The organism is uncultured Brachyspira sp. (genome assembly GCF_949287625.1).
Classification (GTDB): domain Bacteria; phylum Spirochaetota; class Brachyspiria; order Brachyspirales; family Brachyspiraceae; genus Brachyspira.
This window is the reverse complement of sequence record NZ_CASEGO010000005.1, coordinates 42,745-63,559: the sequence shown is the minus strand read 5'-3', so window position 1 is coordinate 63,559 and position 20,815 is coordinate 42,745. Positions and strand designations below refer to the sequence as shown.

Here is a 20,815-nt window from a genome sequence, read left to right as displayed (position 1 = left end):
AACTGGAGAAATTAATTAATGGGAAAAACTAATAATATTTTATATGTAATGTCTGGTCAGAATTTTCAGGACGAAGAATATTTTGAAAGCAAGAAAGTTTTTGAAAGTGCAGGATATAGAACAGAAGTATCATCTACATTTATTGGTACTGCTCAGGGTAAATTAGGCGGTATAACTAATATAGACTTACTTTTTAGTGAGGTTGATGCTGTTGAATTTGATGCTGTTGTATTTATAGGGGGTATAGGCTGTATTACTTTATGGGACGATTGGCGTACTCAAGGACTTGCTAAGCTATTTTTAGATAATCAAAAAATAGTTGCAGGTATAGGAAGCGGTGTTGTTATTATGGCAAATGCCAAAATACTGGAAGGTATTAATGTTACCTGTCTATCTGCTGATGAATCGCATGTAAGACATGGCAATGCTAATATAATGTCTGAAAATGTTGTAGTATCTGGAAATATAGTTACTGCAAATGGTCCTGCCTCATCTAAAGATTTTGCTAATGCTGTTGTGGGAGTATTAAACAGTTTATCTTAAATAATATTCTGTCACTTTTTATAAAAGACCTAAATAATTTTAGGTCTTTTATTTTATAATAAATTTTATTTTAATAATCAAAAAAAATAATTGTTAAATAAATTTAATATATTTTATTGCCAAAAAATATTTGAAAAACTTTTTCTCTTGTATTATAATATTTCTCAAAAAAATAATATAATGGGTTATTACGATGATAAAAGCAGTATTTTTTGATATAGACGGTACTTTAGTTAGTTTTAATACGCATAAAATGTCTGAATTATCTAAAAAAGCTATCAGAGAACTTAGAGAAAAAGGCATAAAAGTTTTTATAGCAAGCGGCAGGGCTTTGTTTCAAATAGATAATTTAAAAGGTTTAGAGTTTGACGGATTTATATTACTTAACGGATGCAGCTGTATTATTAAAGATAATGACAGTATGAAAGAAATATACAAGGTTTCAATAAATAAAGATGATTTATTTTCTCTAATGAACTATCTTAATAATGACAGATTTCCCTGCACTGTTATAACTACTAATAATATATTTCTCAATTATGCTGATGATGTTATAAATATGCTTTATGGTATGGCTAATGTAAAAGTTCCAGATACTATAGATTTTAATGACTATATAAAAAACAATTATGAAGAAATTGTTCAGCTTAATATATTTGTAGATGAGAATAAAGAAAAATATTTAATGGAAAACATACTAAAAAACAGCATATCAAGCAGATGGCATTTTTCATTTGCCGATGTTAATCCTAAAGGCGGAGGAAAAGATATAGGAATAGATAAGATTATAGAGCATTATAAAATAGACTTATCGGAAACTATGGCTTTCGGAGACGGAGGTAATGATTTAGGAATGATTAAACATGCTGCTGTAGGAGTTGCTATGGGAAATGCTAATGATAATGTAAAAGAAGCGGCTGACTATATTACAGAAAGTGTTGATGATGAAGGGGTATATAAAGCACTTAAGCATTTTAATTTAATAGATTAGTTTTAAGGATTTTTTATTATGATAAAAGCAGTATTTTTTGACATAGACGGTACTTTAGTTAGTTTTAATACTCATAAAGTTTCGGATTCTTCAAAAGAGGCTATTAAGCAATTAAGAGATAAAGGAATAAAACTATTTATAGCAACTGGAAGAATAAAAAAGCATATAAATAATTTGGATAATTTAGAATTTGACGGCTATATAACTGCAAATGGCTTTGACTGCTATATAGGCGAAAAGTCCATTTACAGACATTCTATAGCAAGGGAAGAAATTTATTCTTTAATGGACTATCTTAAAAATAAAGAAAAGTTTCCCTGCTCTATTATGACAAATAACGGAATATTTATTAATTATGTTACTAAAGAAGTAGAAGAAGTTTCAAAATCAATAAATCTCCCAATACCTAAAGTAGATAACTATTATGAGTTTTTAGAACAAAATATAGATGATATTCTGCAGATAAATTTATTTGTAGATGAAAAAAAAGAAAAAGAACTTATGAAAAATATATTCAAAAACTGTGAATCCAGCAGATGGCATCCAGCATTTACTGATGTCAATACCAAAGGAGGCGGAAAACATATAGGAATAGATAAGATTATAGAACATTATAAAATAGATATATCAGAAACTATGGCTTTTGGAGACGGAGGAAACGATGTTACTATGATAGAACATTCTGCTATAGGTGTAGCTATGGGTAATGCCAATAAAGAAGTAAAACTAGCTGCTGACTACATTACTGATGATGTTGATAATGACGGTATTTATAATGCACTAAAACATTTTAATATATTGTAAATTCTTGAAAAGTTATATTTTTTTTACTATACTTATAATATATGAATTTTTAGTATAAAACAAATATTGGAGTTTTTTATGAGAGCATTTAATACTGTTGCCTTGATACTTGGCGGAGGAAGGGGAACAAGACTTTATCCATTAGTAAAAGCACGCTCTAAGCCTGCAGTATCTTTAGGCGGTCAATACAGAATGATAGACATACCTGTATCTAATTGTATTAACAGCGGATTTAGAAATATTTATGTAATTACACAATTTAACAGTGCTTCTTTAAACAATCACATATATAATGCTTATAGATTTGATAACTTCTCAGGCGGTCATGTAAGTATACTTGCAGCTGAACAGACTGATACTAATATAGACTGGTATCAAGGTACTGCTGATGCTGTTAGAAAAAATCTTTCGCACTTTGATAATGAATTTGTTAATAATGTTGTAATACTTTCAGGTGACCAAGTTTACCGTATGAATTATAATGTTATGCTTCAGCATATGCTTGAAACTGGTGCTGATATAGTAGTAGGTACTGTTCCAGTAGTAAGAGAAGACGCTAAAGGATTTGGTGTTATGCTCGTTAATAAAAGAGGTCAAATCACCAATTTCCATGAAAAACCTAAAGAAGATGAAGCCCTTGACGCTTTAAAATTAAGCGAAGAACAAAAGAAAATGTTTAATATAGAAGACCCTAATAAAGAATATTTAGCTTCTATGGGTATTTATGTATTCAGACATAGCGTACTTAAGGAGATTTTAGCTGATGTATCTATGATAGATTTCGGTAAAGATATAATACCAGAAGCTATAAAAAGATACAAAGTGTACAGCTATGCATTCCAAGGATATTGGGAAGATGTAGGAACTATCAAAGCATATTTTGAGGCTAATATATCTTTTGGAAGTAAAAATCCTCCATTTGATTTCTATGATGAAAATGCCCCTATATATACACATGTCAGATACTTATCACCTTCAAAAGTTGAAAAAGCAAATGTAACTTCAAGCATAATAGCTGACGGATGCAGAATAGAAAATGCTACTATTAAAGAATGCGTAATAGGTGTACGTTCTGTTGTTCAAAGCGGATCTACTTTGGAAAGAGTTGTTATGATGGGAAGCGACTATTATGAAGATAATGATGATATTGAAAGACTTAATGTGAAACATATTCCTAAAATAGGTATAGGTAAAAAATGCACTCTTAAAAATGTAATAATAGATAAAAATGTTAGAATAGGAAATGATGTTGTTATTACCAATAAAAAGAAAATACAGCATCAGGATAGTGAATTTTACTGTATAAGAGACGGTATAGTAATAATTCCAAAAAATACAATAGTTAAAAGCGGTACAATAATATAAAAGTTTGTTTAAAGTTTGTTGCTGCGGGCGGGGGGTAATTCTAGCTTCTGCCCCTTTTTATAATGTTTTGACAGAATATTATTTTTTAAGTATAATAAATAATATGAAAAAAGCTAAAAATAAATTACATTTAAACACAGAGGATATATACCAAAAATCTGTTGTGAGAAAATGCCGTATAGAAGAAAATATTGATGAGTGTATAAGGTTAGATAAATATATGGGAGATAGATTTTCTTATTATTCAAGAAATAAATGGCAGGATTTAATAGGACAAGGTTTGGTACTTTTAAACGGAAGAAAAGTAAAATATACTAGAACTGTAAATAAAGGCGATGAAATAGAGTACCATATTATAGGAATGAAAGAACCTGAAGTTGATAAAAATGTAACTATTGTATATGATGACGGAGATTTGATAATAGCAAATAAGCCTGCTAATCTTCCTGTTATACCTTCTGGTAAATATTATCATAATACGCTTCATACTATTGTAAAACAAATGCTTAACTGCAATATAAATATGTTAAACAGAATAGACAGAGAAACTAGCGGCTGTGTTGTTATGTCAAGAGGACATGAAACGGCATCTAAATTTTGTGCTATGATTGCAAGGAGAAAAAATACTAAAAAGAAAATAAAGAAAACTTATATTGCTGTAGTGGAAAATGCTCAAAATATTGAAGATAATTTTATAGTAGAAGGATATATGCTTGAAAGCGGGCATAAATATTACAGACGTTTTCAAACTTTACATAAAGAAAATATAGAAGGTTCAAAATATTCAAAAACAGCATTCAAAACGATTAAACGTTTTGGTGATTATGCTGTTGTTATGGCGAGATTATATACTGGAAGAATGCATCAAATTAGAGTTCATCTTTACTCAAAAAATCTTTATATGGTTGGGGATAAAATATACGGAAAATACGGACCTAAGGTCTTTGATGATTTTATAGAAAAAAATATTATACCTGAAGATTTTTTTCATAGACAGGCTTTGCATGCTTATAGTTTGGAGTTTAATCACCCTATTACTGATAAATTAATGAAAGTAAAAGCTCCTTTATCAAAGGATTTAAGAGAGTTTATAAAAAAGATAAAAAATATATAACAAAAATAAAATTTTATGTAAAAAAATAGTAAAATAATTGTAAATAAACTTGACAATTATTTAAAAAATGCTATACTTATAATTGTAAAGATAATTTACAAACAATAAATAACAAATTAAGGAGAGTAACTCATGAAAAAATTATCTATTTTATTTTTATCATTAGTGGTATTATCAGCTTCAAGTCTTTTTGCTGATGATTGGGTAGTTCCGCCTTCTGCTTTACCTGCAAATGCTACATCATTTATACAGAGAGTATTTCCGGGTGTTCAGATATGGAAAGTGGAAAGAGATGGAAGAAAATTTGATGTTAAATTATCAAACGGAGTATCTATAGACTTTTTAGGAAATGGTGATTGGGAAAATATAGATAGTGAATATGCTCCTATACCAGATGCTGCTTTTCCTCCTGCTGTTGTACAGGCTGTAAAAAATGCTTATCCTCAGGCTGCTATAATAGATGCTGAAAAAGAATGGGGAAACTATAAAATCAAATTAAATAATATGATGGAAGTTATGGTAACAGGCAACGGTCAGATTATGGGACAAAAATTCGACGACTAATTTTAAGCCATTATAATTAATAAGCGGCAAAGATTATTAATTAATCTTTACCGCTTTTTTAATAACTCTTTATAGGATATATTATAAAAGTAAACACATAATAAATAGCAATAAATATTTATTTTTTAATTAGAGCTTTTAATAGCATGTTTAAACCAATCTTTTCCTTCAACTATTCTTGAAACTAACATACCAGCCACATTATCACCAACAGAATTAACCATAGTAGCAGGAGGGTCAACTAGTATGCCAATAGTAGCTATTAGAGGGAAAGCCTCTGGAGGAAAACCATATATAGAAACTATTAACATTTCACTGATAAGTCCTCCGCCCGGTATTGCACCATTAGCCATACCTGCAAGTACTACAAATACTATAGAACCAAGCCAAACTTCAATACCTGTAAAATTCATTCCAAATACTCCGTAAAGAAAAGCTATTTTTAATATTCCGCTTAAACAAGTTCCATCCATATGAGCAGTTGCACCTATAGGTAAAACTATATTTCTAACATCTTCGCTTATTCCTATTTTTTCAGATGCTTCCAAGTTGATAGGAAGTGTAGCAATAGAGCTTTGTGTTGATAATGATGTTATCATAGGAGTTATCAAATACTTCATAGATTTTACACCGTATTTTCCAGCAGCAATATAACCATATATAGGGAAGAAAATAATAAAGTACAAAAATGCAGCAGGATAATAAACAGCACATGCTCTGGCATAAGTACCTATCAATTCTGGTCCGAACTTACCTACTAAATTGGCAAAATAAGCACCCAAACCTATAGGAGCATAATACATTATAATACTTACCAATTTCATCAATGCCAATGTAGCACCGTCAATAACAGCAACAAGAGGTTTAGCTTTTTCTCCTACCAACTTTATAGAAAAACCAAAGAATAAAGAAAATACTATAAGAGGAAGCATGTTGCTTATAGAAAGCAAATCTTTAAAATCTGTAACTGTTATCATTTTTACCAACTGTTCTGATACTTTAGGAGGATTAGGCTCTTCTACCTGAGTTATAGGAATTTGGAAACCTTCAGCTGGATTAAATACCCTTACTGTAATTATCATTATAGTTGCTGCAATAAGTCCAGTAATAATAAATACTACAAACATTGAAGCTACTATTTTTCCTAATCTTTTCATATCGTCCATCTGAATAATAGAGTTGGTAATAGATAAAAATATCAAAGGAACTACTACTGTGAAAAGTATATTAATAAAAATATCCCCAAAAGGTTTTAATACAGCAGCTTTTTCTTTCAATATTATACCCAATATACTTCCAATTACTACTCCTGAAACTAAAAGTATAGGAAATCTGTAATTTTTCCAGAAAGAACTTTTCATATTATGCCTCCTATTTTTTATTTATAATTTTTATTTTTTAATTGTGAAGATACTTTATTTACAAACTCCTCTATGTATTTAAAATCAGTTGCAACATTAACTCTTATAAATCCTTTACAATTATCAGAAAACCATTCACCGAAATCTATAGCTATTTTACAGTCATCTTGTATAAACTCTTTTACTCTCTCTGGATTAACAACTTTTCTTAAATCTATAAAAGGCAAATAAGTACCTTCTAAAGGGCTAGTTATTATTTCTGGAACTTTTGCTTTTAATTCATCTCTTATATATTCATAATTGCGTCTTATTGTTTTTAAAAGTCCGTCAACCCAATCTTCTCCGTATCTGTATGCTGCTTCTGCTGCTACCATACCAAGCAAACTTAATTCTGTTCTATTTACAGTATTAACATATTTATTATATTTTTCTCTCATTTTTTCATCTGGTATAACTATATGAGAGTTTAGAAGACATGCCAAATTAAACGTTTTTGAAGGCGAAGTTAAAACAACTAATCTGTCCAAATATTTATCTTTATTTTTTATAGAAAGTGCTGAAATAAATGGGCGAAAACCCAAATTTATATCTTGGTGAATTTCATCGGAAACAATATATACATTATGTCTTTTACATATATCAAAAGTTTTATCTATTTCTTCATCAGTCCATACCCTGCCAGCTGGATTATGAGGATTGCAGAATATCATTAATTTTACATTGTTTTTTACTATATCATCTTCTAACTTTTCAAAATCTATAGAAAATACTCCGTTATCGTTTTTTAACTCACATTTAATCAAATTTCTTTCATTATCTTTAACTGCATTATGAAAAGGATAATAAACAGGTGTAAGTATTACAACACTGTCGCCTTTATTTGTATATGTATTAACAAGCCAATATAATGCAGTTACAAGTCCAGTTGAAAAATTTATCCATTCTTCTTTTAAGTCTATATTATATCTTTTTTTCTGCCAATTAAAAAATGCTTCAAAATAACTGTCCCATAAAACAGTATATCCAAAAACTCCATGGCTTACTCTTTTATTTAAAGCCTCTATTACTTCATCAGGAGCTCTGAATTCCATATCTGCAACCCACATAGGTATAAGTCCGCCTACCTTAAATCTCCTGTCTTTTATTGTGTCCCATTTTTGAGAATTTGTACCTTCTCTGTTTACTAAATACTTGCTGTTAAATTCTTCTATTGTCATAAAATATTCCTTAATTAAATATATAATATAGTATATACAAATAGTTTATACTGTCAACAAAATTTGATAGTTTATATATTATTTTTATATTTTATATTTGTTTTTTATAAAATTATAAGATATAATACATTTAATAATAATCAATGGGGTAATTTTATGGATAATTATACTAAGTCTGGTTCTGTAGTATTAGATGATACGGATAGGGCTATAATACAATCATATGAAAATGCAGTAAAAGGAATAGCAAATATATTCGGAACATATTGCGAAGTGTTGGTTCATTCATTAGATAATTATGAACATGCGGTTTTATTCATAGAAAACGGGCATAATTCTTCAAGAGATGTAGGAGCACCTATAACTGATTTGGCTTTAGAGCTTATAAACTCAGTGCATAAAGATAAAAAATTTTTAGAATCTTATGAATCAAAATTTCCAAACGGAGATAGGTGCAAGTCCGTTACAATACCTATAAAAAATAAAGACAAATTAATCGGTTTATTATGCATCAATATAAATATGGAAGTAAGCCTCATAGATTTTATGAGAGAATTTTCTATAAATAAAAATGATAGTGAAGAGCATACTCATTCTGAAAATTATAGTTCAAATATTGACGACATGATAAAATCTATACTCAATAAAAATATTAATGATATAATACTAGATATGTCAATACCAAATCAGGAGAAAAATAAACAGATTATATTAAAACTTCATAAAATAGGATTTTTTCAATTAAAAGGTTCTGTTGAAGCATTAGCTGAAAAACTTCATATTTCAGTTCATACAGTTTATTCAAATATAAGAAAATATACATAAAAATATATCGTACTTGTTTTAAAACTTATTCATATTGTTTTTAATTTAGTAAATTATATATGTGTTTTAATCTTTTAAGAATATAAAATATCTTAAAACATATATAGCTATAATCATTGAAAAACTGAATTTTAAAAGCTTAAATATATAATTTAAAAACTTACAATATATACCTAAACAAATACAGTTTGTCAAATTTTAATTATTTATAAATGTAATGATAACTTATGAATATTATAAAGTATTATTGAGTATTAATAAAATAAGTTTAAAATCTATATTTTAGTTAAAAAATGCCGTCCTTCGCAACAACGGGCTGTGCCTGCTTCTCGCCTGCCTACGGCACACAGAGTGAGGCGTACTTCGTATGGGTCACCACCGAGTAGGCAGAGCGGACGGCAAAAGAAGCTGGAGTGTGGCACGACTGTGTACTTCGTAGGGCAAAGCCACTACAAACAATAAATTAAAAAAACTAACTTTTGACAAACCTAAGAATTTTTAGTATATATCTATATGTTTTAAAACAAGTATAATAAATATTAATCCCACCAAAAATACCAAACATTAGATTTTAATAATGTGCCTGCTAATTTTCCATGATCATAATTTTCGCAATATTGATCAACCCTATCCAAACAAAAATAATAATGTTCTATAGCAAGCTCTTTAGCATCTTCTTCTGTATTAGGAAGTTTTTGAACAAAAATCTCCCAAGTATCATATCCAACTACAGCTGGATAAGCATTATATTTTTCATACCAATATTTAAAAATAGCAGTCTGAGTCTCTGGATTTGGACAGTCATTAAATCCGCCCATAGGGATATAGCATGCCAATTCATAAGGATTAACAGTAGGAATTTTTGCTAATATTAAATCAACAGTACTTTTAGTTTCATAATCATAATATGAACCAAAACTATCAAATACTTCAAATCCTCCTTCTATAGGAGCATTGAATGATTTTTTTATCTCTTCAATATATTCTTTATCTTCATAAATATCTTCTACATTTTGATTCAAATATTTTTTATAGTCTATATCTTTTGACTTTTCTATGTACTCATTTATTAATTTTCTTGAATCTTCTATATCGCAGTCATTATCTTCCAAAAAACACTCTATTGCCTCAGTAAGCATCTCACTTGGTATTATAATTAGAGGTGTATATCCTTCTTTTTTTCCTTTTTCAAGATTTTCTTTATACCAATTCATTATATCAGTGTCATCTTCAAGTCCGCCATCAAGTATCTCGTAATCACATTTTAGAAAATCGGTTATAAACTTAATATCTTCATTCATATGTATTCTCCATTATCATTTGTATATAAAAACACTATGTAATTATAATTGTAAAAAATCATAATATAATTACTCTGACATATATGCCCTACTAAAATTATATATTCCAAATATATCGTAAATTACATCATTAAGTTTTTTATTCTGCATAACAGTACCAGAATAATAGAATATAGGTATAATAGCCATATCGTCCATAGCTATACTTTCAGCTTTATGCAGATATTCACTTCTCTCTAAATCACTTTGAGAGAGTGCAGCATCATACAAAGCTTTGTCAAACTCAGCATTACTATATCTTCCCTCATTAAGAACATAACCTGTTTTTACCAAAGATAAAAATGCCTGAGGACTGTTGTATCCTCCTATCCAGCCCTGTCTCGCCATATCAAAATTTCCATCTCTTCTAGTCTGAAGCAGTACAGCCCATTCTTCCTGCCTTATTACCATATTTATATTAAGTGCCTCTTTAAGCATAGACTGCACACTTTCTGCAATAGTTACATGAAATCCTGGATTAGTTAAAAATTCAAATACTGGAAAACCTTCCCCATTAGGATACCCAGCCTCTGCAAGCAAAGCCCTAGCCTCTTCAACATTTTTATTATAGTCTTCGCTATTAACAGAAAAATATCCGTCTTTTTGATATCTGAAATCATTAGTACCGTAAACATCTTTTATATTATAAGGTACTATGGCAGCTGCAGGTTTTTCTCCAGCCTTCATTATATTATTTACTATATATTCTCTATCTATAGCTAAAGAAATAGCCTTTCTAACTCTCTCATCATTAAAAGGAGCTTTAGTATGATTAACCTCATAAAAATAAAGTGATACATTAGGAACTACCCTAGCAACTCCATCTTCAATAAGTTTTGCTCTGTCATTAATAGGAGCATTATGATAAAAAGATATCTCTCCGTTTAAAATTGCAGACATAGCTGTATTATCATTATCTACAAACTCAAAATTTATTATATCTGGCTTAATCTCTTTATAATTCCAATAATCTGTATTTTTGCGTACAACTAGCCTTGAATTATGATCCCATCTTACAATCTGAAAAGCTCCGTTTCCAACCATAGTATCAGTTTTTAAAGTCCAGCCGTCTTCATCTTGACTTACAATATCTTCACGCAAAGGCGTATATGCAGTATGAGCTGCCATCTCCGGAAAATAAGGTACAGGATATTCTAACTCTACATATAAAGTTTTATTATCTAAAGCTTTTACTCCTAATGTATTTTTATCCTTTTTTCCCATCATAATATCGCTTGCATTTTTTATAACATCTAAAAGTATGGAATATGATGCTCCGTTTTTAGGGTCAGCTATACGCCTCCAAGCATAAACAAAATCATCAGCTGTTACGTCCATTCCGTCGCACCATTTTGCATTGCTTCTAATATTAAAAATATATATTGTGTTATTATTAGACGATACCCAGCTTTCAGCAGCACCTGGTATTATATTTCCATTTTCATCTTTAATAGTAAGATTTTCAAATAAATGTGTTGTATATATCATAGCATCTACTGCTGAGTTTATAGTAGGATCTATTGTTTGAGGTTCAGGACCTACAGAAACTGTTATCTCATTTAAAATATTTTTAGGCTCTTTAGAACAAGATATCAAAAAACAAATTATTATAAATAAAAAAACTGTAATTAATATATTCTTTTTCATAAAATCATATCCCTAACTTAAAATTATTATTTTTCTTATTATTGCTAATAAAAATTGTTCGCTAAAAATATATAGCAAATGAATTTGCTATATGCTCACAATTTTTATATTTAGCTTTCTAATATTAAAAATTATTATTTTTTAATATCGAAAAAAAATATGATTAACTAATTAAAATATTTTAATTTTAGACAGTTTCATATATTAATACTTTTTCATTATCTATAATGCTCTTAAAACTATCCTCTATAGCATTATAATCGATAATATCAGCAACATAAATTAAATCACTTTCTTCAAAATCATCTTTTATTCTTGACATCTCATTTAATGATAATTTGGTATTAATATCTATGACTATATCAATATCTGAAAATTTTTTATTTGTACCTTTTACTCTTGAACCAAATAAATATACTTTTCCATTTTTTATATGTTTTTTTAGAATATCTTTGATAATTTGAATTTCATTTTCAGTTAGGCTAATCATTCATTATTTTCCTCTAAACGTTTTAAAAGATATTTTGCATAAGGTAAAAATGCTTCTGCTTCATTAATCACTTCCAGAGAAACTTCATTTGAATAAATATGAGAAGCAGAATTTCCGGCATCTTTAAATTTTATCCATTTTTCAACATCATCTATAAGTAAATGTTTAGCTGCCAATCTGAATAATTCTTTTTTAGTTATACCGCTAGTTATGTCTGGATTTATATTCTCATTGAGCCATCTTTGTATAAATTTCCAGCTTTGTTCAAAAGCTATTTCAAAGTTTTGTATTACTCCAGATCTTATTGTAAGCATTAAATCTTCATCATCTGTTTTAATTCTATCATATACATTGATTGATTTTTCTAATGCTATTATAGATTTTTTCAGACTATCCAAATTTAATATCATAAAAAACCTTAAAAATAGGGCATCTTTCATAATAAAAGATACCCTATCAATTTTAATATTTATTATTTTTATATAAAAATTATTTCAATGCTATATTATAAGTATCCATAGCTATAGCTTTTTCTTCGTCAGTAGCTATAACATAAAGTTTAATAGCAGCACCGTCTTTTTCAAAACTAGCACATCCTCTAGCTTTAGAGTTTTTATCAGCATCGCATTTAATACCAAGTTCATCTAAGCCTTCAAGTATTCTTCCTCTAATAGAAGAACTATTTTCACCTATACCGCCAGTAAATACAATACCATCAACATGACCAAGAGCAGCCATATAAGAACCTATATATTTTTTTACTCTGTAGCAGAACATTTGTATAGCAAGTTCAGCTTTATGATTAGTTTTAGAAGCCTCTTCCAAGTTTCTCATATCATTACTTACTCCAGAAACTCCTAAAAGTCCGCTTTTTTTATTTAAAATATTATCCATTTCTTTTGGAGCTAAATTTTCTTTAGCCATAACAAAAGTAGCAACAGCAGGATCCATATCTCCGGATCTAGTACCCATTACTAAACCTTCTAATGGAGTTAAACCCATACTTGTATCTACTGATTCTCCGTTTTTTACAGCAGTTACACTAGCACCATTACCTAAATGGCAAACTATAACATTAGCATTAGGTTTGTTTACAGCTTTGCAAAACTCTCCGTAAACATATTTATGTGAAGTACCATGGAAACCATAACGGCGTATTTTATATTTGTCATACCATTCATGAGGAACAGCATACATATAGGCATATTCTGGTATTGTTTGATGGAAACTAGTATCAAAAACAGCAACCATTTTTACATCTTTTAATATTTCTTTACAAGCAGCTATACCCTGCAAACCAGCTGGGTTATGTAAAGGAGCTATATCACAGCATGCTTCTATAGCTTTGATAGCTTCATCTGTAATTAAAGTACTTTTACTGAATGATTCTCCTCCATGTACAACTCTGTGACCTACACCTGATATTTCGCTCATATCAGATATAACACCAACTTCTTTATCTGTTAGAAGAGAGAAAATCAAAGACATACCTGCTTTATGGTCGGCAACTTTTTGCTCTAATTTTTTTTCTTTGCCTTTTTCTACGGCTGTGTGTTTTAATGCACTTGTCTCTTCGCCTATCTTTTCTAAAAGACCCTTAGCTAAAACTTTTGCTTCCGGCATAGAAAATAATTGATATTTAATGCTGGAACTGCCTGAATTAATAACCAATACGTTCATATAATGACTCCATAGTTTTTAATAATTATAATTTAGTTTATTATAACATAATGTATATATTTATCAATGAATTTTTATTTTATTACAATTTTACAATTCATATAATACATATAAAAATATAAAAAAGGCTCAAAACATTTGTATGAATTAAGCCTCTTAAATTTTTAGTGTATGAAACAAAATTAATTTTTAGTTAATGTATATTCTGTACCATCATGAGATTTATATGTTACAGTCTTTCCGTCACTTGAGAATGTAAGAGTATATATCTCTTTTTCTGTCGGACCATATAGAGTAGATGTTATAACATTTCCTCTTAATCTGCAATCCATAGCATCTATTGCTGTATTCATAGAGCATATTATTTTTCCGTCTTTATCTATAGTTACTGTATGACCGTTTCCGTTATATGTACCTTCATATTTCTCTAATAATTCAGTTTTTTCATAATCCTGATATAACTCTTTATTATCAATGAAAGTTCTAAGTAGTAATTCTGTCTGACTTAAATCTATCCTCAAACTTTGACTTTTATCTGTCAATATTAATGTATTATTATCCGAAGTTGCTGTAAATGGAGCTTGTTCCAAAAAATAAATATTTCCAGAATTATCTATTTGAATATATGTATCACCTTCAATCAAATAATTACCAGCAAACTTAGAAAAAGCTTCAATTGTACCTATCTTTGTTTTTGAAGGATCATTCTAATAAGCTTCTTTTTTTAAAATAATAACAGTATTTCCTGTAATTTTACTTCCTAAAGTATATGTATAAATATAATTATCATTTTTCATTACTATTTTAGAATCGCTTTCATACAAAGTTACAGTTCCAGTAAAAGGCTTCCATACTTGAGAATCTATCAAATAAATACTGCTGTTTTTTATCTTTAATTCATTTTCATTTCGAATAACATCATCTATATTTCCATATACCCCTGTTTTATCTTTCAAAAAAGCAGAAATTTTTAAAGGATCTGAAGTGCCTATTTCTCCTGTAGAGCCTCCGGTTCCTGTAGATCCTCCATTATTTCCGCTTCCATTATTATTTGGATTTGACGGACTATTGCAGCTGAAAGCAAATAGCATAACAGCAAACATCAATAATAATTTTTTAGTCATTTTATATCTCCTTAATTTTTATTTAATTACTGTTTTTTAAAAACTATTGGTTCAGTATGATAAGATAATACATGTATTACACAATTATCCCCATTATTATAAAATTGTAATGGTTTGTCAGTATCAAATAAATAGAAAGCTCCTTTTCCTGATACATTTCCATTATATATCTCAGTTGTTTTAAAAGTTGTTTCATCATATTCATCTAATTTTATATTATTACCATTTATTGTTAAAGTGTATTGCACAATAGTAGTAACGCTACCTCCGTCATATTTATTCATTCTAAAACTCTTATATGTAGCTGCAAATTGCTCTATACCTTTAGATGAATCTAAATCTGGTGCTCTATCTAATTTAAGATTTTCTCCATTAAATGAATATTCTAGAACAGACTTATCATTATTAAATTTAAAAGAAAATGAATCTGGTATACTATATGTTAAAGCATCTGAAGACTTATATTTATTAAGCTCTTCTATAGGAAGACGTCCTGGACTTCTATTAGGCTCATAATCTGTATTTAAAAGAAATAAATAACCATTATTTATTTGATTATTTATAACTACATAAATAGTATACCCTTCAGTAACTCCCTTATATTCTCCAGCAAACTGTTCTATGCCTTTGGTATTATCCACAACAGAAGTTTCTCCAGTTCCTGTAGATCCGCCAGTTCCTGTAGATCCGCCAGTTCCCGTAGATCCTCCATTATTTCCGCTTTCGTTGTTATTTGGGTTTGACGGACTATTGCAGCTGAAAGCAAACAGCATAACAACAAACATTAATAATAATTTTTTAGTCATTTTTCTTTCTCCTTAAAAATAAAATTATTTATATCAGCCTATATTTATTTTATCATAATATAAAATATTATAGGTCAATAAGCATATTAAATTAGTAAAATTTAACTGTATTAGCATTAATGCAAGATACAGTTAATATATTTTTCTCAATATTTAATACGTATTTTTTTAATAATTTCCTATTTTTTTTGAATAAATTAAAAAAATATAGTAAATTTTTTTTAGTATATATCTAAACAATTATAATTTGTCAAAAATTAATTTTTTTAATTTTATTTAAATATTTGCACCACAGTTTTTTTGTGATTCTGTCCGCCTTCGGTGTGGCACAAAGAACCATACGAAGTACGCCTCGCTCTGCGTGCCGTAGGCAGGCGAAAAGACTGCATTTGACGAAGTCCACCTTTAGGTGTAGCCATATTTTGGGTATTACCATACATTTAACACATATCTTTAAAATATAAAGTTCTAATAATTGCGTTTTTCGCGTAGCGTATCCGAAAGATAAAAACTTTGACGAAGTCCGCCGCACACCATGCCTAACGGTACTTCTTTCGGTCGCAGGCGGACTTCGCAGTGCTAACCTGCCTATGGCACGCATAGCAGTTACGCTTGTACTTCGTAAGGGAAAGGCCAGCAAATATTTTAAATTTACAAAATTTATTTTTGATAAATTATAGTTTTTTATATGTATACAGCATAAATAATATTATTCAATTTTATTAATAAAAATTATTCTTCTGCACCCAATTCTTTTAGTTTTTCTATTGCCTCATCTTCATCAGCATAATATAAAACTCCGTCTCCGTCCTCATCTGTACTATTAATATCAAAACCTAAATCTCTAACTAAATATTCAAATACTTCTGTATTATTATTCAAAGCAGCCATATGAAGACCGTTTGCATCATACATATTTTTAGAGTTTACAACATCAGGATCAGCCTGCACAAGCATTTTAATAACATCAACATTTCCAGTACCGCAAGCCCATAAAAATGAATTCCAGCCGTCATCATCTTTTACATAAGGGTCTGCTCCATTATCAAGTAAATATTTCATTATACCTAAATCTCTATAGAATACGGCAAATATCAAAGGAGTAGCACCATTAGCAGAATAACTATCATTCATAAAGTCGCTGTATATGCTATCATCTCCATAATAAGACTCATCAATATCTCCGCCATCTTCTATTAATTCCATTACTCTCTTTAAGCTATGATTTTCTATAGCCTCAAATATATCATAGTCCTCGCTGTATTCCCCTTCCTCCCTGTTGGCATAGGATAAGGCAGAGTTCATATTAACAAATTTACCCTGTATCTTTACAACATTAGTATAAGTTTTATGATAAATATTATCGGGATTACTCACATACACAGAATTATTGCTTATACTTACACTAACCTCTTCTTTTTTCTTGCATGATATAATAAATATAATTGATAATAAAGAAATTAACAATATAGTTTTTAACACTTTTATTCTTTTCATAAACACCGCCGTATAGTAATTAATAATTTGTGATATATTATACAATAAAAACAAATTATTTTCTATTATTATTAATAAAAAATTGTTCGCTAATTAAGTCTGTCAAGTGAACTTGCCAGACGCTCACAATTTTTTATTGATTATTAATAAAAATTGCCTAATTAAAAAATTAAAAAATCTCGCTTTAAGGCTCTAGACATTGCTAGATGCTAGATTTTTTTATATACTAAAAATTTTTAAGTTTGTCAAAATTTAGATTTTTAATTTTATTGTTTGTGGCGGCTTTGCCCCCACACCCCTAGTTCTTTTTGTGACCAAGGCGAAGCCCGCCTCTGGCGATAACCAAAAAGACTGCATTTTTAACCTAAATTTCAGGTATTACTATACATTTAATACGTATTGTAATAATATAAGGTTGTAGTATTTGCGTTTTCGCGAAGCGTGCCTGTGGCAGCAACTTTTTTGTGCGTCAAAAAAGTTGATAATTCTATATAAAGAGCATCAGTTGACAAAATTAAAAATTTTCAGCATATATTAATGTATTACACAATTTATATTATTTGGCACCTAATTTTCTTAACTTTTCTATTGCCTCATCTTTTCCAGCATAATCTAAAACGCCGTTGTCGTCCTCATCAGTGCTGTTTATATCAATACCTAAATCATTTACTAAATATTCAAATACCTCTGTATTATTATTCAAAGCAGCCATATGAAGTCCGTTTTCATCATAGACATGTTTAGAATTAATTAAATCAGGATAAAACTTTACAATCATTTTTATTACATCAACATTTCCAACAGCACAAGCCCATAAAAAGGCATTCCAATTGTAAGGGTAATCATCTTTAGTATAAGGATCAGCACCTTTATCAAGCAAATATTTCATTATACCCAAATCTCTATAAAATATAGCAAACATTAAAGGAGTAGCTCCGTCAAGATAATAATAATCATTGAAAAAATCGCTATATTTTCTCTCACCGCTATAAGTTTGATTTATATCTTCACCTTCTCCTATTAATTCCATTACTCTTTTTAAGCTATGATTTTCTATAGCTTCAAATATATCATACTCTTCGCTGTATTCTCCTTCTTTTCTATTGCTGTAAGAAAAATCAGAGTTCATATTAACAACTTTACCCTGAACCTTTACAACATTAGTATAAGTTTTATGATAAATATTATCTGGATTACTTACATACACAGAATTATTGCTTATACTTACACTAACCTCTTCTTTTTTCTTGCATGATATAATAAAAATAATTGATAATAAAGAAATTAACAATATAGTTTTTAACACTTTTATTCTTTTCATAAACACCGCCGTATGTAATTAATAGACTTGTTTCAAAACTATTTTTATTTATAATTGCGGGGACTAGCCCCCGCACCCCCCACTTCTTTTGCCGTCCGCTCTGCGTGCCGTAGGCAAGGCACCTACTCGGTGGTGACCCATACAAAGTACGCCTACGGCGAGAAGCAAAAAGACTGCATATTTACATACTAAAATAATAAATTATACAACATATAAAAAATTGTATTTTATAATTTAAGATTAAATACTTTTAAAGTTAATCTTGTCAAGTACTTTTGAAACAAGTCTATTATAGCATAATGATTAAAGAATTAAAAATAAAAAAATACCACCCATAAAATGAATGGTATTAATTTTATATTATCAAAAATAAATTATATAGCCTCAGAACCGCCTATAATATCAAGAAGCTCATTAGTAATATGTTCCTGTCTAGCTCTGTTGGCTTTATTTTTCAAATCAGTAATTAATCTCTCAGCATTATCAGTAGCATTTCTCATAGCAATAGAGCGTTCGGCATTCTCTGATAAAAATGAACTTGTAAGCATAAAATAGAAATATGTTTTTATAGCCATAGGCACAATCTCTTTTAATACATCTTCTATATTAGGCTCTATCACATAATCAAGTTTTTTCTTAATTTTATGACCTTCAATATCCTCTTCATCAGGTATCATAGGTATTAAACTTTTTATTTTGGGTATATGTACCACCCTTGTATAATACCTAGTATATATTACCTCAACTCTTGAAGCATTATCCACAGCATATTCATGCATGAAATGCTGAACTACTGCAGCACAGTCATCAAAAGTAGATTCCTCATCTATACGCGGATATTTTCTAGCTATTGGTATACCTTGCTTTTCAAAATATGCCTCACCCTTTTTACCAAGTACATGAAGCTGAACCTCTCTGCCATGTCTATGATGATGTCTTATCCTCTCCATAGCCTCATCAAAAATTTTAGTATTATAAGAGCCGCATAAACCTCTGCTAGAACTTACAACAAAAAGTATTATATTTTTTATCTTCTTTTTTGGAGCAAGAAGCGGATGCACATGATCCATATCAGAATGCGAAAGGTCTTCTACTATTCTGTTTAATTTTTGAGTAAAAGGACGCATACCCTGCTCTACTGTAAGTATTTTAGCAGTTCTTGAACGTGCTATCATATCCATAGTCTTTGTGATTTTATGTGTGCTTGTTACAGCTTTAATTCTTGCCTTTAATACATTAAGTTTCTCTGCCATAATCAAAACTCCAAATTAATTAGAATTTTCTAAATCTTTATATAATTTATCTATTATATCATTATCAATATTTTCATCAAACTTGCGTGCAAATAAATTATCATTAATATTATTCTTTATATCATTATAATCTTTGATAGTAAATGTTTTTGGAGAGGAGCCTTTCTGACCACTCCAATCTATATATCTTAAATTATTATTTACGCACTTGTTTTTAAATTCGCTGTTTAATAATATAGATTGAAAAAAATATTCATCACTTCCCCAAACATTTTTAAATTGATTCATAAAATGTTTATATTTATTTAAATAATTCAATATATATTCAATTGCATTATTAGTTAAATTCCACCATGAAGAACCGTAATATATATCATATTTAATTTTCTTTTTTGTTACATTCAAATTAGATATAAAATATCTTATAGAGCTATGCAAAATTTTTCTTGTAAGTCCTTCAAAATTATAATTTCTTACCCTACTAAAATTTTGAATATCAAAAATTTCACCTGATTCTACACTATTAACTTGATAATAAGAGATATATTCATTATATAAATTATTATCAAAAAAATTTTGTATATAATTATTATTTTTTAAAGGTAAATCCTGTCCGCTTATAAAAATATATCTGTCATAATTATTTTTATAAGCCTCATTTATCAAAAATAATGTAGAAATAATTTGACTTACTTCAGCATGATAAACTTTATATTTTTTATAAAATTTTACATTATCAAAATTTTTTAAATTTAGTTTGCTTTTTTTATCAATATGCACATAAATATCAAAATCTTTTTTAAGATGATTAATTAATCTTAATAATTGACCTTGATTTTTATGTGCCGCTATTAAAAAACAAATTTTACTCAT

The 20,815-nt window shown here is 28.9% G+C and carries 21 protein-coding genes; 7 read left to right on the top strand and 14 right to left on the bottom strand.

The features are described from left to right. Positions 1-18 precede the first annotated feature (18 nt). The 6 genes from Q1X91_RS02215 (at position 19) to Q1X91_RS02190 (ending at position 5,381) form a co-directional block, all read left to right on the top strand. Positions 19-543: a DJ-1/PfpI family protein gene (locus Q1X91_RS02215; protein ID WP_300752994.1), complete on the top strand. Its 525-nt coding sequence runs from the start codon at positions 19-21 to the stop codon at positions 541-543. A gap of 193 nt (positions 544-736) precedes the next feature. Next, positions 737-1,534, top strand: a complete 798-nt coding sequence (locus Q1X91_RS02210) for a Cof-type HAD-IIB family hydrolase (RefSeq protein WP_300752992.1) — start codon at positions 737-739, stop codon at positions 1,532-1,534. Positions 1,535-1,552: 18 nt separating this feature from the next. After that, entirely contained in the window at positions 1,553-2,338 is a 786-nt protein-coding gene (locus Q1X91_RS02205; protein ID WP_300752989.1) for a Cof-type HAD-IIB family hydrolase, read from the top strand. A 78-nt stretch (positions 2,339-2,416) separates the two neighbouring features. Continuing rightward, positions 2,417-3,703 carry a glucose-1-phosphate adenylyltransferase gene (locus Q1X91_RS02200; protein WP_300752987.1) on the top strand — a complete coding sequence of 429 codons (1,287 nt, stop codon included), beginning with the start codon at positions 2,417-2,419 and terminating at the stop codon, positions 3,701-3,703. Between the two features lie 103 nt (positions 3,704-3,806). After that, a complete protein-coding gene (locus Q1X91_RS02195) occupies positions 3,807-4,817 on the top strand; it encodes an RluA family pseudouridine synthase (protein ID WP_300752985.1) in 1,011 nt (336 codons plus the stop codon). A gap of 132 nt (positions 4,818-4,949) precedes the next feature. Next, entirely contained in the window at positions 4,950-5,381 is a 432-nt protein-coding gene (locus Q1X91_RS02190; protein WP_300752982.1) for a PepSY-like domain-containing protein, read from the top strand. A gap of 125 nt (positions 5,382-5,506) precedes the next feature. Here Q1X91_RS02190 and Q1X91_RS02185 read toward each other — a convergent pair whose 3' ends face one another. Next, entirely contained in the window at positions 5,507-6,742 is a 1,236-nt protein-coding gene (locus Q1X91_RS02185; protein WP_300752978.1) for a dicarboxylate/amino acid:cation symporter, read from the bottom strand. A gap of 17 nt (positions 6,743-6,759) precedes the next feature. Further along, complete coding sequence (locus Q1X91_RS02180; RefSeq protein ID WP_300752977.1) at positions 6,760-7,959, bottom strand: MalY/PatB family protein; 1,200 nt, start codon at positions 7,957-7,959, stop codon at positions 6,760-6,762. Positions 7,960-8,115: 156 nt separating this feature from the next. Between Q1X91_RS02180 and Q1X91_RS02175 the strand changes: the two genes are divergently transcribed. Continuing rightward, complete coding sequence (locus Q1X91_RS02175; protein ID WP_300752974.1) at positions 8,116-8,784, top strand: PAS domain-containing protein; 669 nt, start codon at positions 8,116-8,118, stop codon at positions 8,782-8,784. A gap of 539 nt (positions 8,785-9,323) precedes the next feature. On the opposite strand, the gene Q1X91_RS02170 is transcribed toward Q1X91_RS02175, so the two are convergent. The 12 genes from Q1X91_RS02170 to Q1X91_RS02115 form a co-directional block, all read right to left on the bottom strand. Next, on the bottom strand, positions 9,324-10,085 hold the full coding sequence (locus Q1X91_RS02170; RefSeq protein WP_300752971.1) for a DUF4253 domain-containing protein: 762 nt from the start codon (positions 10,083-10,085) through the stop codon (positions 9,324-9,326). Positions 10,086-10,154: 69 nt separating this feature from the next. Continuing rightward, positions 10,155-11,771, bottom strand: a complete 1,617-nt coding sequence (locus Q1X91_RS02165; RefSeq protein ID WP_300752968.1) for a peptide ABC transporter substrate-binding protein — start codon at positions 11,769-11,771, stop codon at positions 10,155-10,157. Positions 11,772-11,958: 187 nt separating this feature from the next. After that, positions 11,959-12,261 (bottom strand): nucleotidyltransferase family protein, encoded by a 303-nt coding sequence (locus tag Q1X91_RS02160; protein WP_300752965.1) that lies wholly within the window; start codon positions 12,259-12,261, stop codon positions 11,959-11,961. Beyond that, complete coding sequence (locus tag Q1X91_RS02155) at positions 12,258-12,701, bottom strand: HI0074 family nucleotidyltransferase substrate-binding subunit (protein WP_300752964.1); 444 nt, start codon at positions 12,699-12,701, stop codon at positions 12,258-12,260. Before Q1X91_RS02155 ends, Q1X91_RS02160 begins: the two co-directional genes overlap by 4 nt. 49 nt (positions 12,702-12,750) lie before the next feature. Next, positions 12,751-13,941: an acetate kinase gene (locus tag Q1X91_RS02150; protein ID WP_300752961.1), complete on the bottom strand. Its 1,191-nt coding sequence runs from the start codon at positions 13,939-13,941 to the stop codon at positions 12,751-12,753. Positions 13,942-14,123: 182 nt separating this feature from the next. Further along, a complete protein-coding gene (locus Q1X91_RS02145; RefSeq protein WP_300752959.1) occupies positions 14,124-14,585 on the bottom strand; it encodes a hypothetical protein in 462 nt (153 codons plus the stop codon). 63 nt (positions 14,586-14,648) lie between these two features. After that, positions 14,649-15,065, bottom strand: a complete 417-nt coding sequence (locus tag Q1X91_RS02140) for a hypothetical protein (RefSeq protein WP_300752957.1) — start codon at positions 15,063-15,065, stop codon at positions 14,649-14,651. A gap of 26 nt (positions 15,066-15,091) precedes the next feature. Then, positions 15,092-15,871 carry a hypothetical protein gene (locus Q1X91_RS02135; protein ID WP_300752954.1) on the bottom strand — a complete coding sequence of 260 codons (780 nt, stop codon included), beginning with the start codon at positions 15,869-15,871 and terminating at the stop codon, positions 15,092-15,094. Positions 15,872-16,603: 732 nt separating this feature from the next. After that, entirely contained in the window at positions 16,604-17,368 is a 765-nt protein-coding gene (locus Q1X91_RS02130) for an ankyrin repeat domain-containing protein (protein WP_300752951.1), read from the bottom strand. 556 nt (positions 17,369-17,924) lie between these two features. Beyond that, positions 17,925-18,689, bottom strand: a complete 765-nt coding sequence (locus Q1X91_RS02125) for an ankyrin repeat domain-containing protein (protein WP_300752948.1) — start codon at positions 18,687-18,689, stop codon at positions 17,925-17,927. A 374-nt stretch (positions 18,690-19,063) separates the two neighbouring features. Beyond that, positions 19,064-19,942: an ATP synthase F1 subunit gamma gene (gene atpG, locus Q1X91_RS02120; RefSeq protein ID WP_300752945.1), complete on the bottom strand. Its 879-nt coding sequence runs from the start codon at positions 19,940-19,942 to the stop codon at positions 19,064-19,066. Positions 19,943-19,957: 15 nt separating this feature from the next. Further along, positions 19,958-20,815 carry a beta-1,6-N-acetylglucosaminyltransferase gene (locus tag Q1X91_RS02115; protein WP_300752943.1) on the bottom strand — a complete coding sequence of 286 codons (858 nt, stop codon included), beginning with the start codon at positions 20,813-20,815 and terminating at the stop codon, positions 19,958-19,960.

Coding starts and splice junctions, on each gene's coding strand:
- Q1X91_RS02215 (WP_300752994.1), top strand. CDS start 19: ATGGGAAAAACTAATAATATTTTATATGTAATGTCTGGTCAGAATTTT.
- Q1X91_RS02210 (WP_300752992.1), top strand. CDS start 737: ATGATAAAAGCAGTATTTTTTGATATAGACGGTACTTTAGTTAGTTTT.
- Q1X91_RS02205 (WP_300752989.1), top strand. CDS start 1,553: ATGATAAAAGCAGTATTTTTTGACATAGACGGTACTTTAGTTAGTTTT.
- Q1X91_RS02200 (WP_300752987.1), top strand. CDS start 2,417: ATGAGAGCATTTAATACTGTTGCCTTGATACTTGGCGGAGGAAGGGGA.
- Q1X91_RS02195 (WP_300752985.1), top strand. CDS start 3,807: ATGAAAAAAGCTAAAAATAAATTACATTTAAACACAGAGGATATATAC.
- Q1X91_RS02190 (WP_300752982.1), top strand. CDS start 4,950: ATGAAAAAATTATCTATTTTATTTTTATCATTAGTGGTATTATCAGCT.
- Q1X91_RS02185 (WP_300752978.1), bottom strand. CDS start 6,742: ATGAAAAGTTCTTTCTGGAAAAATTACAGATTTCCTATACTTTTAGTT.
- Q1X91_RS02180 (WP_300752977.1), bottom strand. CDS start 7,959: ATGACAATAGAAGAATTTAACAGCAAGTATTTAGTAAACAGAGAAGGT.
- Q1X91_RS02175 (WP_300752974.1), top strand. CDS start 8,116: ATGGATAATTATACTAAGTCTGGTTCTGTAGTATTAGATGATACGGAT.
- Q1X91_RS02170 (WP_300752971.1), bottom strand. CDS start 10,085: ATGAATGAAGATATTAAGTTTATAACCGATTTTCTAAAATGTGATTAC.
- Q1X91_RS02165 (WP_300752968.1), bottom strand. CDS start 11,771: ATGAAAAAGAATATATTAATTACAGTTTTTTTATTTATAATAATTTGT.
- Q1X91_RS02160 (WP_300752965.1), bottom strand. CDS start 12,261: ATGATTAGCCTAACTGAAAATGAAATTCAAATTATCAAAGATATTCTA.
- Q1X91_RS02155 (WP_300752964.1), bottom strand. CDS start 12,701: ATGAAAGATGCCCTATTTTTAAGGTTTTTTATGATATTAAATTTGGAT.
- Q1X91_RS02150 (WP_300752961.1), bottom strand. CDS start 13,941: ATGAACGTATTGGTTATTAATTCAGGCAGTTCCAGCATTAAATATCAA.
- Q1X91_RS02140 (WP_300752957.1), bottom strand. CDS start 15,065: ATGACTAAAAAATTATTATTGATGTTTGCTGTTATGCTATTTGCTTTC.
- Q1X91_RS02135 (WP_300752954.1), bottom strand. CDS start 15,871: ATGACTAAAAAATTATTATTAATGTTTGTTGTTATGCTGTTTGCTTTC.
- Q1X91_RS02130 (WP_300752951.1), bottom strand. CDS start 17,368: ATGAAAAGAATAAAAGTGTTAAAAACTATATTGTTAATTTCTTTATTA.
- Q1X91_RS02125 (WP_300752948.1), bottom strand. CDS start 18,689: ATGAAAAGAATAAAAGTGTTAAAAACTATATTGTTAATTTCTTTATTA.
- atpG (WP_300752945.1), bottom strand. CDS start 19,942: ATGGCAGAGAAACTTAATGTATTAAAGGCAAGAATTAAAGCTGTAACA.
- Q1X91_RS02115 (WP_300752943.1), bottom strand. CDS start 20,815: ATGAGTAAAATTTGTTTTTTAATAGCGGCACATAAAAATCAAGGTCAA.